The organism is Chryseobacterium echinoideorum (genome assembly GCF_007474535.1).
Classification (GTDB): Bacteria; Bacteroidota; Bacteroidia; order Flavobacteriales; family Weeksellaceae; genus Chryseobacterium; species Chryseobacterium echinoideorum.
Window position 1 is genome coordinate 157,864 of the sequence record NZ_VKNW01000006.1, and the last position, 15,562, is coordinate 173,425.

A 15,562-nucleotide genomic window follows, 5' to 3' on the forward strand; every position below is an offset into this window, starting at 1 on the left:
TTCAGTTTTAACCGGTTATTTTCCTGTATAATAGTTGTAATTAATGACTGCCTGATTGTAATCATTGAGGGCTTGCAAATGGTTTTTTCTAATTTCTACTGCCTGTGTAAAGAACTGATACATTTCCGAAAAGCCAATTTCACCGGCACGGTAACTCAACATGGCAGCATCAAAAATTTGGTCTGCCTGTATGAGACCGGTTCCTTCATAATATTTCAGCAGTTCTTCGGCCTTCATAATTTCGGTGTATGCTGTTTGTTTTTTTGTTGATAGTTCAGTTTGCTGAAAAATTAACTGCTGCTGTTGCAGTTTCACATCGGCTTCTGCGGCTTCCACTTTGGATTTATAGGCGGATTTACCAAAAATCGGGATTTCAGCACCCACAGAAAATCCTGTAATTGGGTCTTTAACCCCAAATATGCTTTGAGAAAATATGCGTCCTGAAAAATCAGGTTTGTTCTGCATTTTCTGAATTTCAATATTGGCTTTCGAAATCTCAATATTCTGCTGTTGCAATGCGAGTGCAGGGTGAATGCTGTCTGAAATTATTTCTTCCGTCTTTATTTTATTCAGCGACTGTTTTAAAGGAAGATAATTTTCCGAAGAATTAAGGAAAAGGCTTAACTGTTGTTGCTGCGCTTTAATATCCTGCTGATTTTGTTGCAGGCGTGCCTGCAATTCCTTCATCCGTGCTTCTGCTGCAATGGCTTCCAAACCGGCTGCTTCACCTGTTTTGAAGCGAAGGTTTGCCGCTTTATACATGGAAGTATAATATTCATCCAACTTACTATACAAATTTGCCACCTCCTGCAAATACCACAACTGATAGTAGGAAGCGCTTACTTCTTTGCGAATTACTGCGTCCAAAAGGTTTTTATTTTTCTTGTGATACTGGGTTTGTTCTTCATAAAATTTTCTTCTTGCCTTGTAAACTCCGGGCCACTGAATGGTTTGTGTTACCGCCAACTGCAATGCACCTGTCGCCTTACTTGGACGCATCTCCTCATTTTCAAGAAAAATACCTGTTTTGGGAATTTCTCTTTTGGCTTTGGCTTCAATTTCTGCTTTACTGATTTGGGCATTATTTACGCTGTATTGCAGATTATTTTGGAAAGCGATATTTACCGCTTCTTCGGGCGAAATTCTTTGTTGGGCAAAGGCACTTCCCCCAACAAAAATCAGTAAAAATGAAATGATGGTTACAGGTTTGGACTTCAATTTTTTAAGATGTGTTTTCAAGTTATTTTTGGAATTAAAAATAATGTAAAGCAACGGCAAAACGAAAAGCGTAAGAATGGTTGCCGTAACCAAACCGCCGATAACGACTGTTGCCAACGGACGTTGCACTTCGGCACCACTACCTGTAGAAAGTGCCATCGGAAAAAATCCGAACGAAGCCACTGCTGCCGTCATCAATACCGGTCTCAAACGGATACTTGTTCCCTGAATTACCCTTCGAAGGATATTATGAACACCCGACTGCTGCAAATCTTTGAAAGTGCTTATCAACACAATTCCATTGAGAACTGCTACACCGAAAAGTGCGATAAAACCAACACCTGCCGAAATACTGAAAGGCATTCCCCGTAACATCAACGCAAAAACACCCCCAATCGCACTCATGGGAATGGCTGTAAAAATGAGAACACTGTCTTTGAGATTTCTGAACGTAAAAAACAGCAGGACGAAAATAAGTCCTAATGCCACCGGAACTGCAATCTGCAAACGAGAGGAGGCTTCTTTTAGATTTTCGAAAGTTCCGCCATAGGTATAATAGTAACCTGCCGGGAGAATTTTTGCATCATTCAGTTTTTTTTGTATTTCGGTTACCACACTTTCCACATCCCTGCCCTTAACATTGAAACCTACCACAATACGGCGTTTGCCATCTTCGCGGCTGATTTGTGCGGGTCCTTCTTTAAACTCTACTGTTGCCACCTGCGAAAGCGGTATCTGTACTCCGTTTTCGCCGGGAATAAAGAGATTACTCACATCATCTATAGATGAACGGTTGATGCTGTCGAGCCGTGCAACCAAATCAAATTTTCTTTCATTTTCAAAAACAACACCTGCACTTTCGCCTGCAAAAGCAGTGCTTACTGTATGATTAATATCCTCAATATTCATACCGTAGGAAGCAAGCCTTGCTCTGTCGTAGGTAATGGTTATTTGCGGTAAACCGTCGGTTTGCTCAATTTGCGGGTCTGTAGCACCTTCCACTGTTTTAACTACATTAGCAACTTTTGGAGCCAATTCTGCAAGTGTATCAATATTTTCACCAAAAATCTTAATGGCTACGTCCTGACGAACACCTGTCATTAACTCATTGAAACGCATTTGGATCGGTTGTGAAATTTCAAAGAAAACACCGGGTATCATTTCTAATTTTTCCATCATTTCGGCACTCAGTTCTTCATAAGATTTTCCGCTGTTTTTCCATTCCTTTTTCGGTTTCAGGGTTACGATAAGGTCGGACGCTTCAGGCGGCATCGGGTCTGTAGGGACTTCTGCGCTACCTGTTTTGCCAACCACGGTAATAACTTCCGGAAAAGATTTTAAAATTTTTGAAGCCTGCATTGAAGTTTCGATACTTTGTGATAACGAAGTTCCCTGTGGCAAAATGCAGTGCACTGCAAAATCACCTTCCTGAAGTTGCGGAATGAATTCGCCGCCCATTCGTGAAAAAATTACAAGAGAAACTGTAAGTAAAGCCACTGCTGCTGCAACCACAGCGTATTTCAGTTTGATGGCTTTCTTCAACAAAGGCAGGTAAAAAGCGTGGAGTTTTTCCATCATACGGTCTGCAAAAGTTTTTTTGTCAGTAATTTTTTTAGACAAAAACAAAGCGGACATCATGGGAATATAGGTTAAAGAAAGTATGAGTGCACCAAGAATGGCAAAGGAAACGGTTTCTGCCATTGGTCGGAACATTTTGCCTTCTATACCTTGCAGAGAGAGAATTGGCAAATAGACAATGAGGATAATAATCTGCCCGAATGCTGCGGAATTCATCATTTTTTTAGCACTTTTCGCTACGGCGTTGTCCATATTGGCTTGGTTGAGTTTTTTGCCTCCGTGATGGACTGCGAGAAAATGCAGGGTTGCTTCTACGATAATTACGGCACCATCCACAATCAGTCCAAAATCTATTGCACCCAAACTCATCAGGTTTGCACTTACACCGAAAACATTCATCAATCCCAAAGCAAAAAGCATCGAAAGCGGAATAGCAGAAGCCACGATAAGACCTGCCCGTAAATTGCCTAAAAATAGAACAAGTACGAGGATTACGATGAGTGCACCTTCCACAAGGTTTTTTTCTACGGTGCTGATTGCACGGTTTACCAAATCGGTTCTGTCCTGAAATGCCTCAATAACAACATCCTGCGGAAGGGATTTTTGAATGGTTTCCATTTTTTCTTTTACGCGGCTCACCACTCTTGCAGAGTTTTCGCCTTTCAGCATCATTACGATACCGCCTACAGCTTCTTTGTCGCCATTAAAGGTTAATGCACCGTATCTCACCGCACTTCCCATCTGAACCTGTGCCACATCCTTAATGAGCACCGGAATTCCGTTTACTTTTTTAATGACAGTATTTGCAATATCATCAAGCCCCGAAATCAAGCCTATACCTCGTATAAAATAGGCATTGGGTTTTTTGTCGATATAGGCGCCTCCGGTATTTTCATTGTTTTTCTGTAAAGCGGAAAAAATGTCGGCAATGGTTACATTCATCGCTTTTAGGCGAAAGGGATTAATTGCGACTTCATACTGTTTCAGTTTGCCACCAAAACTGTTAATTTCTGCCACACCGGGTGTTCCGTAGAGTTGGCGTGCTACAATCCAATCCTGCATCGTTCTGAGGTCTGTAGGAGAATATTTGTTTTCTGCTCCTTTTTTTGGGTGCAATACATATTGGTATATTTCACCAAGACCTGTAGAAACGGGACCAAGTTCGGGTTTGCCAATCCCCTGCGGAATTTTTTCTTCGGCTTCCTTCAGTTTTTCGTTTATTAATTGCCTTGCAAAATACACATCCACTTCTTCTTTGAAAACCACGGTAATAACCGATAATCCAAATCGGGAAATGGACCTCATTTCTGTAATTCCGGGAATATTGGCAAGGCTTTGTTCTATTGGAAATGTGACCAACTGCTCGGTTTCCTGTGCTGCAAGTGTAGGTGTGGAAGTAATAATCTGCACCTGATTGTTGGTGATGTCGGGAACTGCATCTATGGGCAATTTTGTAGCACTGTAAAGCCCCCAAATAATGAGTGCCAAAGTAAAGAGCCCCACAATGAGTTTGTTTTTAATGCTAAACTCTATAATTCTATTAAGCATCCTTATTTTTTTAGGTTAAAAATGAGAGAATAAGCATTACAGATATTATACTGCAATGCGTGGCTATAAACATAGCCGCTCTGTTCCGCAGGCAGAAACCAACGGAAAAATTATTAACCTATTTTGGGTGGTTGCCAAATGCCGGAAAGTGCACCCTGCAGAAATGAGGAAGTGTAAGAAACTACCTTCTGTGAATATTTGGTAATTCCAATATTAACAGGCAGCACAGCAACGGTAGTGGTGCTAAATTGTGCTCCACAACAGGTGCAGGTGCAAAAAGGCGTGCAGTTGTCGGAATGTTTTTGTGTTTCGGTTTTTTTTTGGTTCTGCTCTACGGTATGATTATCTCCTGGTGCCGCCACTACATCACTACAGGGTGCAGTGAGGAGGAAGGCAAAAAAAAGTGCTAATATGAACGAAAGTGAACGCACGGTGCAAAGATAATAAAATTGAGGAAAAGTGTGGAAATTATTTAGTTTTTTAGACAAATCACAAATAATTACCTCGGTGCCATAAATCTATCTCCATTGAAGTGAATCATATGGTCTGGAACATCAATTAACCATACTACGGTTTCTCAGGCGATATGTGCTGAATGTTTGCAGTACTTTTAAAGAAGATTTATCATTAAAAACCTTCAAGAAAAATCATGGTAGTGTTAAAGAAATGTATCTAATTTTTCCTTTCTCTTTTCCCAATCCGGCATCATTAGAGTTAATAAATCGAAAAATTCTTTGTTGTGGTGCTTATGAATCAAGTGACAGAGTTCATGCATTACAACATATTCAATACATCGTTTTGGTGTGTGAATTAATTTGGGATTTAAAATTAATCTGTTTTTAACTGAACAACTTCCCCAGCGTGTCGGCATTTCCTGAAAGAAAACCGTAGAAGGTACTTCATGTTTTTTCTCAAACTTCTTTATCAAAGGCTCTGCGATTTGCATAATTCGGTCTTTTGCCCTTTGCTTTAACCAATTATCAAAAACAGTTTTTGCATTAATCTTTTCTTTGACATTTACCTGAAACATGTTGCCTTTGTAAAAAACTTCATCTTTTTCCGCTTTTTCAATATGAAGTTTATACTGCCTTCCCAGATAATGTACTGAATAACCAGATTTTATAATATAATCCAGTTCAACAGGATTGAAGTTCAGGAAATAGGCTTGCTGCTGTAAAATCCACAATGCTTTTTTTCGTACAATAGGTAAGATCTTTTCCAAATCCGTATAATAGGGAGCAATAACTTCAACACTTGCATCAGGCTGAACCTTAATACCTAAAGTTTTCCTATTACTGAATCGTAACGTAAAATATATTTTTTTTGAACCAAACTGTATTTCTTGCTGCATTTTACTATTTATTTGCAATCGCAATTTCAATACATTTTTTAGCCAATTTATCTGCTTCGTCCATCGTAAAGTGATAAACATCCATCAGGTAATCTCCAAACTCTAATTCAATCTTGTTGATAATATCACTTCTCTTTTCCCAATCCACCAATTCGTTTTCCGTAAGCAAATGATCAAAAAAGTTAGTAGCCTGTACCTCATGTTCTGCTAATTTTTCTTCCCCCCTAAAAAGCCTGTATACAGAAACTTTCCTGGTTTTATCTTGCACATCTTCAGGAATATCTACTGAGGATTTCCCCAGCGCTTCTTCTTTTATATGTTTAAGTTTCTCCAATGCCTCCAATTCGGAAATTCTTGCAGCTCGCATATCCTTAATCGTCTGTATGATTAACTCAGAAAGCCGTTTGTAAAGCACTGGATCTATATCTATATTTACAGAAATATGCTTAGAGGTCGCCGCAGCAATTTTTTCGGCTTTCGCTCTGGGACCAATCAGTTTTTCCACCTCCTCCTCAAAAAGTTCCGTATCTAAAATACTTATAGGATCTACCAGCCTTATTACTTCTTCTGTGACCACATGCTGATCCAATAATTTCTGCAACTGCTTTTCGTATTGTCCAAAATTCACTTTGTCCTGATAAATGCCATTAACAGTAGACCTAATCTTGGCGTAAGTTGCTAAAGTATCACGATATTTCTGCATGTCTTTTTCAGAAGTTTCGTTATGAAAATCAATAGAGGAAAGTGCTATTTTAAAAATCCTAGCAAAAACAGAAAACTTCTTATAGAATTCTTCTCGTAATGCTTCATCTGCAAGCAATGATACATACTCATTAATATCAAGTTTGTTCTTTATTGTTTTAAACAAATCAATCAAATCCTCATATGCAACCGGTAATTTGGCGATTTCTTCATTAATGCTGGTTAACGCATCTTCAATTTCTTTTGGATCAAAGCCATCTTCGGCTCCGGAATAAGTTTCCATAGCCTCCTGAAGTTCTTCCATTACTCCTGCGTAATCAATTACATATCCGTAATCTTTGCCAGGATACACACGATTAACCCTTGCTATTGCCTGCAATAATGTATGTTCCTTCAACTTTTTGCACAGGTACATTACAATGGTTTGCGGCACATCAAAACCAGTAAGAAGTTTTTCAATAACTATTAGTAATTCAATACTTTCACCATTTTCATACTGAGATATAACTGATTTATCGATGTCGTTTCCATATTTAGTTTTTAATAATTCATAATACTGTACAACCTCTGCATTTTGGGAACTATGTACATCTTCATTATCTTCCCGCGAATCGGGGCTTGACATCACAATTTCCGTTTTTACTTTATTGATAAGATCAAAGGCTTTCTTATATTTTACTGCGGTGGGTTTATCGGGCGTTACTACCATACCTCTGAAACCTGAATGCTGACCAGTAGCGTCCACACCCCAGTTTGAACTGAAATGTTGACTGATATCGTAGGCAATCTCATAAATATTCTGATCTGACTTTGAAATAAGACCTGCACTGCTCATTTTTTTCTTCAACTCGGCTTTGTTGTAATCGGAGAGACCTTCCGCTACACGGTCAAATCCTTTATCCATTGCCGCCTGATTTACGTCCTGAACTGCCAATCTACCCTCATACAGAATCGGAACAATTGCTCCGTCTTCCACAGCCTCGGTAATGGTATAGGTATCTATCATGCCACCAAATTTTGCTGCTGTGTTTTTCTGCGCTTTCATTAAAGGAGTACCTGTAAAAACAATGAAACAAGCATTAGGTAACACTTTCTCCATATTGACATTGAAAATACCATATTGCGTACGGTGGGCTTCATCAATAAGTACAAAAATATTTGGGCTTGTAAGAGGTGCATCTGACAGACTGTTTACAGCAGCCTGAAATTTATTTATAATCGTCGTCGTCACCATATCCTGATTGTTTTTAAGCAAATGCACCAACTGTTTACCAGAATATGCATTCGTAACTTCAACTTCCACTTTTTGCAAAGTTGTCGTAATCTGCCTGTCCAAATCAATACGGTCTGTTACTAATATTATTTGAGGGTTTTTAACTGTATCTCTAATTTTTCTTGCCAGCATCGCCATTGTGAGCGATTTACCACTCCCTTGAGTATGCCAAATAACACCGCCCAATCTTTTTCCGTTGCGAATGGTTTTTACACGGTCAACTATTTTCTCAATGGAATAATACTGCTGAAATCTTGCAATTTTCTTAACAATTCCAGCTTCAAACAGAATAAAATCCTTCACCAATGACAGAAGTCTTTCCTGGCTTAGAGTACCATAAATGAGTACATCCTGCTGAGAAGGCGACACCTGCGCAGAATACTTTTCCTTGTACGCGATATGGTCGAAAAATTTACGGTTATCTGACTGATAGAAAATTTTCGTTTCAACATCTTTAGGTAATGGGTGATTGACCAATCCTGAAATGTTTTCCAAATACTCTTCATCTTTCTCTTTCCAAACTGCCCAAAATTCTTCTTTGGTATTTGTGGTTGCGTATTTTGCCTCCACCAAAGAAGTTGAGAGTAAAATCTGACTGTATATGTATAGACTTTGGATTGCGTTTTCCTGCTGATTCCGAATATGCTGTGAAATTGCCTGACTGATCGGTTCTTTAATGGTTGGGCTTTTGCACTCGATAATTACGAGAGGTATACCATTTACAAAAACTACTATATCCGGCCGATAAGTATCTTTTCTACCGGTACGCATTACTTCAAACTCTTCAGTAACATGGAAGACATTATTCGCACGATTTTCCCAATCGATAAAATGAACCGTGTGGCTTTTTTTGTCACCCTCTAAAGACTGCTCCAATGCATGACCAAATAACAACATATTATAAGCCTTATTACTCGCATTCACCAAACCTTCTACCAAAGGAATATCTTTAAGCGCGTGAATTGCCTTATCTATATTGGTATCTGAAAATTCGGCTGTTTTGCTGCCAATTTTAATATGGTTTATTTTTTTCAACTGTTCTTTTAATACCGGCTCCAGCAACACCGAAGTGTTTTTGCCATCACGAAGCGCCATTGCTTCAGCAGGCGTAAGGTAGGTATAACCCAGGGTTACAAGCAGACGTAGCGCAGGAATTTGTGAAATATTGTCCTCAGTAAAGTTCATAGCATCTTCAGTTTTAAAGGTTTACTAAAAAAAGTTTAGTATAATTTTTGATATTATTATAAATAACAGTACATTTGTACCATAATTAAAGGATTGGGGTGTCCCCGGTCGAGTGAAAGCCAAACTTCGTGTTTGGCTTTTCCTTTTACGGGAAGGTTTTCAGCCCATATATCTTACCATTTTTCTTATAGAATTTAGGTTTCAAAAGGTCGAAAGCAGGGTTTGCTTTTTCTCTGTCCATAACAAATCTTGCGGTAGGATATGCTACCAAATCTGCCAACTGCAAACCCTCAATATCATCATTTTTTGTACGGAAGTAAATTTTTATTTTCAGATCGTTTAAGCGTTGGGAATTTACAAAACCGGTACCTCTTGCCATAAGTTTCTGAAAATGGGAACTTAACTTCTGATCTTCTTTAGGCCCTCTTTTTTCTATGATAATTTCTAACTGTTTATCAGCATCGGGCATATCGTCTAAATAAAAAACCACTCTCTCTATAATGAAAGAGAGTGCCATTTCGTACACATCATCGGACAGTTTACCGTATTTGGTAATGTATTTCTGTTTATCTATTGCCGAGGCGAAAACGGTGTAATGCTGCTGCGACATCATGGCATTTAACTTACCATAAAAATCTTCCCGAACTGTAGGGTTCATAAGTATTTCGAAGCCATTTTGCCATTTGCAGATATCGCGGGAATGGAAGCAGACTTTCTTACTGCCAAAAAAATGATTTTTGAGCCCACCGAAACATAACTGAAAACGTGAATAATCCTCCTGCGAAAGCAAGACACCACAAAGCAGAAAAACAGGAAAACCAGGGTCCAGATTTACCAGACCGTGGTCTCCGCTTTCATCAATAAACAGATAGTATTTCATTGATTAATTCTAACTTGTCCTATCAATAATTTTTGCATCAATCCTTTCTTTTGAAATTTTAATAAATTTAATTTTATTATATTTTTTCTAATCTCGAGTTCAGCCGATTGCAAAATATCTGCTATTTTATTTTGCTCATCAAGATAAGGCAAATCAATAGTTATTGAAGCCATAACATTATTCATAAGTTTGGGATTAGCCAGCGTTCTTGAAACATATCGAAATGCAATTGTGTTTAACTTATAGGCGAGAAATCTCGGGTTAATTGACGAATCTTTTAACTTGATTGTGCCACAAACATTTGTACAATTAAATTTGCCTTCTCTGTATGTCACTGTGCCAGCATTGACGCCATCTGTGGTCCACGTAATATATGCACCGTCGTAATCATATGTCTTTATTCGCCCGAAAACCCCATCATTAACAGTTTGGGAAGAATAAACTGGATAAATACCCTGATTTTCATTTAAATATTCTTTTGAAATCACACGACCTCGCCCTATTTTACTTATGTCCTCAATAAGAAATGTTTTCCACGTTTCCGTAAACCCCGGCAATCTTTTTTTACCGGAAAGCAGTTGCTGCATAAGGGCTTTTTTGCGCTGTTGTTTGGCGGCTATAAGTTTGGTTTGCTTTTCTATGGCATCGTCCCAGGTGGAAAGGCAGTCGGCAATGGCTTTCTGTTCTTCTTTGGGTGGGATCAAAACCTTAACATTTGAAAGGCTCTCTTTAGACAAACTATACACTTTGGTACCTGTAGCGAAACGATAAAATTGTTCTCTTACAACGTCGCAAGAGGGAATAAAACCTTTGTATCCCAAAACAAAATTTGAATCCTTGTCCCGAAGCAAAAAAGTGTGTAGTCCAGAAATCGCTTTTGAGTCCCCAAGATTTTTAATTTCTACCCCTTTTCCAACTCCGTCGTAATCTTCAGAAGCATCCGCAAGAACCAAATCTCCATTTTTCATGTACGGATAATTTCTTCTTTCAATTTCTGTAATAAAAGGCAAGTTATTTTTAGTAAAATCCAAATGAAAATTATATTTTGTGTGTATATCTCCATAATGTAGATATTGCACTTCACCTGATTCTTTGAGAATATCACGAGAATAGGTAGCAGTTGATAGAAAATCAAATACATCTCCAAATCTTTCAACACGCCAACTTACGGGTATATTCTTTTGCTGAATTTTAAGTAATGTTTTATCCATATTTCATTTACTTAAAAAATTCAAGATACTGATTCATTTTTTCCTGCACTTCAGCCAATTCTGCTTCCAGCGTTTCTATTTCACTCTGTACCGCAAGAATATCAATTTCGGCTTCCTCTTCGTAAGTGTCTACATATCGCGGAATATTGAGGTTGAAATCATTATTTTTTATTTCTTCGAAATCAGCAACATACGCAAACTTATCTTCCACTACGCCATTTTCGACGATATTATCATGGAAATTGCTGTACACTTCAAGAATATGACTGATATTGTCCTGCGAGAGGTAATTTTGGTTTTTAGCGGCAATAAAATCCCGGCTTGCATCGATAAAAAGAACTTTGTTTTTGTTTTTCTTCTCCTTATTGAACAGCATAATTGCGGCAGGAATACCAGTTCCAAAAAACAGGTTCGCCGGCAAACCAATAACAGTTTCCAATAAATCTTCTTCTAAAATATTTTGGCGAATTCTTCCCTCTGCAGCACCACGAAACAAAACTCCATGCGGAATTACCACTCCCGCTTTACCATGATCGTTCAAACTTTCAAGCATATGCGAAATAAACGCCCAATCGCCTTTTGATTTAGGCGGCATGCCTCTCCAAAATCTGTTGTAAGGATCGGACATGGCTTCTTCGGCACCCCACTTATCTAAAGAAAAAGGCGGATTGGCCACCACAGTGTCAAAACGCATCAGGCTTTCTCCATTTTTATGTTTAGGATTTCGCAGTGTATCTCCCCAACGAATAATCGCGTTATCGTAACCATGCAAATACATGTTCATTACCGCCAAAGCCCATGTACTTCCATTGGCTTCCTGTCCAAACAGTGAAAAATTATTGTCACCAACTTCACGCCCTGCTTTAATCAACAACGAGCCCGAACCACATGTTGGATCATAAATTCGTGAACCTGGTTTTGATTTTGTAAGTTTAGCCAACAGTGTAGAAACTTCTGCAGGTGTAAAGAATTCCCCCGCCTTTTTACCCGAATCTGAAGCAAAATTGGCTATTAAAAATTCATACGCACCACCAATTACATCATTGCCTTCCAAATTATGCTGCGAAAGATTGAGCCCACTGAAATCCGTAAGTAAATGACGTAATCTTGTGGATTTATCTTTTGGATCACCCAGATTCGAAGAATTGAAGTCGATATTCCTAAAAATATTGGAACCGTCGTGACCACCCAGTTTTTCGCGGTTGGCTTCTTCCAGTTCTGCCAAGGCATGATTGATCATTTCACCAATTTTAGGATTGCTTCGGTTTTCATAAAGATATTCGAAACTACTTTCTGACGGAACAATAAAACGCTCACGATCCAAGGCACGCTGAACGCGGTCTTCATTGCCTTCGTATTTTTTTATATACTCCTCCTTTTTTTCGTTGTATACATCTGAAACATACTTCAGGAACAGCATGGTAAGGACATAATCTTTGTATTGTGAAGGATCAATAATCCCACGAAAAGTGTCGCAGGCCTTCCAAACTACATTATTAATATCCTTTTGGGTTACTTTATTACTCATTTTTAATTTTGTTATATGTTATTGCATTAATTAAAGTTTCATTAAGGCTGATTAACTTTTTCTGAATTCGGTTTTTTGAATTGTTGAGATTTGCCAAGCCCACAATTTTATCCTGAACTTCAAGCGGTGGCAAATAAATCTTTAAATCTTCCAATTCTTTTTTAGTGACCATAGGCATATTTTGAGTTGATAGCTTCTTGCTAAATTCCTTCATTGTTTCAGGGTGATTGAGGTACCACGCTAGGAATTCCGGGGAAAGAAACTGATCTCTGACTTTCAGGACATGAAATGAAGAACCGGGAACTGCATTTTCGTATTGGCCGTTATACACCACGGCAAAAAACCTTCTACCTTTAGCATTGAACAATACATCTCCCTTTTTTAGAAAATATTTATCCAAGGTTGACTTGTAGAGTGCATTAGGTTTCAAATTTTCGAGCAGAACACCGTCTTCATCAAAATCTGAAGTCATCAGCATCAAAACAAAGGTATTGGTAAGTTTGTCCACATTCAGGTTTGCCGTTTTCTGCAACACAACGCCAGAATGCACACTCGCTACTTCTTTTATCGTAAAAACTTCTGAATTATTCATTTGATTTTTATTTATTCCCCTGCAGTAAATCTACAGGGGAATTTATTAAAATTTTATTTAAGGCCATGAGGATATTCAGGGCCAAGCCAAACTTTGTATTTACGGTACTGTTCATAATAATACACCCACTCTGAAATAAAAGGTATAATATTTACCAAAGGCATAAACAACTTTCCCTTTAAATCGTAAACCGGATGATACAAGCATAAAGATTTATCACCATTAAAATGTGTATCTGCACACTTAATTAAGTCTTTTCCATCAACCATCACTCTGTCGAATCTACCGGGCAAAAATGGTGAATAAGCAATATCGAAACTGTACTGTCTTCCATTTTCCGATAAAGTACCCTTTGCCGTAAGTAAATTCTTAGTAACCACAAATTTCAACCATTTGAAATTTTTCTCGCACTCTATTTTGGTAGCAAGAAGAAATCCTAAAGGAAATCTTCTTGCTTTTTCCAAATCATTCAGCATAAAACCCATGGCTGTCATTTTTAATACCTGAAGTTGTGTTAATATTTCCGAGTGCATCTGTAAGTACAGTACCTGACGCAAAAGCACCTGGACGAACATCACCTTTTATGATAGCATCGTACTTAATCTTCTGTTGTATATCTCTTTTATAGAAGCCACCACCGAAAAGATTATTGTACGATTTTTCGTTTGGACTGTTTTGAAGAAATTCGTTCACATTTTTCTGAAGTTGGTCCACAAATTTCACGAAACTATCGTAGTGTTTTGTCTGCCAAAAATCTGTAAAGTTTTCTCTTCTATCTCTGTCGTCATGATTATCTACTGGATTTTCAACTTTGAATCTAATTCCCTTGAAACGATAATCATCGGCATTTTTCTTCATGATTTTAATGGCATTAACCAAAGCCTGCTGAATGGAAGTTTCTTCCTGATATCCCTTTGCAATCATCGTAGTAAGCACAACACTTGACACGGAAGGCAACTCTTCCAAATTCTTGCCTTCATAAAACACATCCCTGTAGCGTTTAATGATTTGAACAGTTCTTTGAAGCGGAGTTTTCATATAAACATCTTTTGGCAATTCCCGCGTTTCAACTTCAGCCTTTACCAATGCGCCATACATGGACTCCAACAAGAAAAAACCTCTTTTTCTATTGGAAATGGTATCAAACCACTCCGCATATCCCTCGGGCGAAGTTCTTGACCAGAGTAATCTTTTTTCATCCTCTGCAATCATAATCCTGTCATTATCAGTTGTAATCATACATCCCGGAAGAATATCCATATGGAAATCTGATTTATAATTAACCCTTATACATCGCTTCTTCTTCTCTAAAAGCGGCCTGTATGTATCATGATTAGCCAAAACCCTGTATAATTCATCATAAATTTGCTGAGGCGTATAATTAAGATAAGAATCGTTTATTCTTAGCACGATATCTAAATCAAACTCCTTTCCCGGCAACGGCTTTACCGTAGTTCCAATCCTTAAAGAGCCCTGTTCATAAACATAAATTTGAATGTTTTTAAAAAAATCAGGGTCCGCTTTCAGCACATCCGTAACTGCTTTGTAAGCAGTTCTCATTTTTTCCTTTCTGGTTTCATCAAGTTCCAGATTGCTTGCTATAATAGCCAAGAGTTCGTCTTTTTCGAACTCATTATTGTATAAATTATTTATATTATTTCTCATTGATTAAATATTTTGTGTGTTCGCCAATTTTTCCAATTTGTGTATCACCGTCCAATAAACGAAGTTGCTCAATCTCAGAACGGTCTGCCAATATATATCCTGTTTCAGGATTGCGAGGTTGATCCAAAAGTTTACGAAGAACTTCAGTCTGTTCCGGAGTAGGAAGCAAGTTTACAATGTCATAAATCAGCACTTCATAACATCCATGATATGTGCTAAATTTAAATACGTTGGCTACTTTTCTTATGAAATCGAATTTAGGATTTTTGAAAATTTCTCTGTCCAAAATTTCTGTTTCAATTAATTCTTCGTTAAACTCCCTATGAGCATTATCCTCACGCCCTTTTTTGGTTTCGAACCATTTGATAACATCCAACGTATACCTTCCCTTGACAGTGATGCGTAAATCATCTTTGCTAATAGCGTCGTTTTCAATTCCTTTAGTTCCGCAATCAGGTTTATAACCCCAATCATCAAAAGCAGAAAATCCGTTGTATTTTTGGTATACACCACCCACAGGCTGAAACTGCTCCTTGATTCGATTTCCGCGAACAAGAAGAAATTTCGAAGAACCAGGTACTTGTATTCTGATCAGATAACTAATCGAAAATCTGACATCCTGATTTTTAATTTTGGTAAATTTGGACTTAAAATAAATAATGAAGTTCTCTCTGTTTTCAAGAAAACTTTCTGCGGCCTTTTTTATAATAACCTTGCCGACCGTTGGCAAAAAAATAGAAGTTGCAAACTCTCCCATAATTCAATTAATTTTTAAATTACACATTAATAATTTGCTTGAATTACAGTGCTGTACGGAAAGAAAATTTGCAA

Annotated in this window: 11 protein-coding genes; all 11 read right to left on the bottom strand. The window is 38.0% G+C overall.

Annotated features, from left to right (window positions below; translation table 11 throughout):
• Positions 1 to 15: 15 nt before the first annotated feature.
• Positions 16 to 4,344, bottom strand: coding sequence for a CusA/CzcA family heavy metal efflux RND transporter (locus FOL89_RS09600; protein WP_144282592.1), 4,329 nt, complete (start codon positions 4,342 to 4,344; stop codon positions 16 to 18).
• 113 nt (positions 4,345 to 4,457) lie between these two features.
• Positions 4,458 to 4,775, bottom strand: coding sequence for a DUF6660 family protein (locus FOL89_RS09605; protein ID WP_317130104.1), 318 nt, complete (start codon positions 4,773 to 4,775; stop codon positions 4,458 to 4,460).
• Positions 4,776 to 5,002: 227 nt separating this feature from the next.
• On the bottom strand, positions 5,003 to 5,695 hold the full coding sequence (locus tag FOL89_RS09615; RefSeq protein WP_185146955.1) for a M48 family metallopeptidase: 693 nt from the start codon (positions 5,693 to 5,695) through the stop codon (positions 5,003 to 5,005).
• Positions 5,696 to 5,699: 4 nt separating this feature from the next.
• The gene (locus FOL89_RS09620; RefSeq protein ID WP_144282595.1) at positions 5,700 to 8,855 is read right to left on the bottom strand and encodes a type I restriction endonuclease subunit R; all 3,156 of its coding nucleotides are present in this window, start codon (positions 8,853 to 8,855) and stop codon (positions 5,700 to 5,702) included.
• 145 nt (positions 8,856 to 9,000) lie between these two features.
• Positions 9,001 to 9,735: a DUF3800 domain-containing protein gene (locus tag FOL89_RS09625; protein ID WP_144282596.1), complete on the bottom strand. Its 735-nt coding sequence runs from the start codon at positions 9,733 to 9,735 to the stop codon at positions 9,001 to 9,003.
• The gene (locus FOL89_RS09630) at positions 9,732 to 10,946 is read right to left on the bottom strand and encodes a restriction endonuclease subunit S (RefSeq protein WP_144282597.1); all 1,215 of its coding nucleotides are present in this window, start codon (positions 10,944 to 10,946) and stop codon (positions 9,732 to 9,734) included. Before FOL89_RS09630 ends, FOL89_RS09625 begins: the two co-directional genes overlap by 4 nt.
• A gap of 7 nt (positions 10,947 to 10,953) precedes the next feature.
• Positions 10,954 to 12,474, bottom strand: coding sequence for a type I restriction-modification system subunit M (locus FOL89_RS09635; RefSeq protein WP_144282598.1), 1,521 nt, complete (start codon positions 12,472 to 12,474; stop codon positions 10,954 to 10,956).
• On the bottom strand, positions 12,467 to 13,066 hold the full coding sequence (locus FOL89_RS09640; protein WP_144282599.1) for a restriction endonuclease subunit S: 600 nt from the start codon (positions 13,064 to 13,066) through the stop codon (positions 12,467 to 12,469). The genes FOL89_RS09635 and FOL89_RS09640 overlap by 8 nt, the downstream gene beginning before the upstream one ends.
• A gap of 53 nt (positions 13,067 to 13,119) precedes the next feature.
• Positions 13,120 to 13,560, bottom strand: a complete 441-nt coding sequence (locus FOL89_RS09645) for a hypothetical protein (RefSeq protein ID WP_144282600.1) — start codon at positions 13,558 to 13,560, stop codon at positions 13,120 to 13,122.
• Positions 13,532 to 14,731: a nucleotidyltransferase domain-containing protein gene (locus FOL89_RS09650; RefSeq protein ID WP_144282601.1), complete on the bottom strand. Its 1,200-nt coding sequence runs from the start codon at positions 14,729 to 14,731 to the stop codon at positions 13,532 to 13,534. The genes FOL89_RS09645 and FOL89_RS09650 overlap by 29 nt, the downstream gene beginning before the upstream one ends.
• Positions 14,721 to 15,488, bottom strand: a complete 768-nt coding sequence (locus FOL89_RS09655; RefSeq protein WP_144282602.1) for an SMODS-associated NUDIX domain-containing protein — start codon at positions 15,486 to 15,488, stop codon at positions 14,721 to 14,723. Before FOL89_RS09655 ends, FOL89_RS09650 begins: the two co-directional genes overlap by 11 nt.
• Positions 15,489 to 15,562 lie beyond the last annotated feature (74 nt).

What these genes read in the sequence shown, in the direction of transcription:
- FOL89_RS09600 (WP_144282592.1), bottom strand. Translation starts at nt 4,344, where the DNA reads ATGCTTAATAGAATTATAGAGTTTAGCATTAAAAACAAACTCATTGTG.
- FOL89_RS09615 (WP_185146955.1), bottom strand. Translation starts at nt 5,695, where the DNA reads ATGCAGCAAGAAATACAGTTTGGTTCAAAAAAAATATATTTTACGTTA.
- FOL89_RS09620 (WP_144282595.1), bottom strand. Translation starts at nt 8,855, where the DNA reads ATGAACTTTACTGAGGACAATATTTCACAAATTCCTGCGCTACGTCTG.
- FOL89_RS09625 (WP_144282596.1), bottom strand. Translation starts at nt 9,735, where the DNA reads ATGAAATACTATCTGTTTATTGATGAAAGCGGAGACCACGGTCTGGTA.
- FOL89_RS09630 (WP_144282597.1), bottom strand. Translation starts at nt 10,946, where the DNA reads ATGGATAAAACATTACTTAAAATTCAGCAAAAGAATATACCCGTAAGT.
- FOL89_RS09635 (WP_144282598.1), bottom strand. Translation starts at nt 12,474, where the DNA reads ATGAGTAATAAAGTAACCCAAAAGGATATTAATAATGTAGTTTGGAAG.
- FOL89_RS09640 (WP_144282599.1), bottom strand. Translation starts at nt 13,066, where the DNA reads ATGAATAATTCAGAAGTTTTTACGATAAAAGAAGTAGCGAGTGTGCAT.
- FOL89_RS09645 (WP_144282600.1), bottom strand. Translation starts at nt 13,560, where the DNA reads ATGACAGCCATGGGTTTTATGCTGAATGATTTGGAAAAAGCAAGAAGA.
- FOL89_RS09650 (WP_144282601.1), bottom strand. Translation starts at nt 14,731, where the DNA reads ATGAGAAATAATATAAATAATTTATACAATAATGAGTTCGAAAAAGAC.
- FOL89_RS09655 (WP_144282602.1), bottom strand. Translation starts at nt 15,488, where the DNA reads ATGGGAGAGTTTGCAACTTCTATTTTTTTGCCAACGGTCGGCAAGGTT.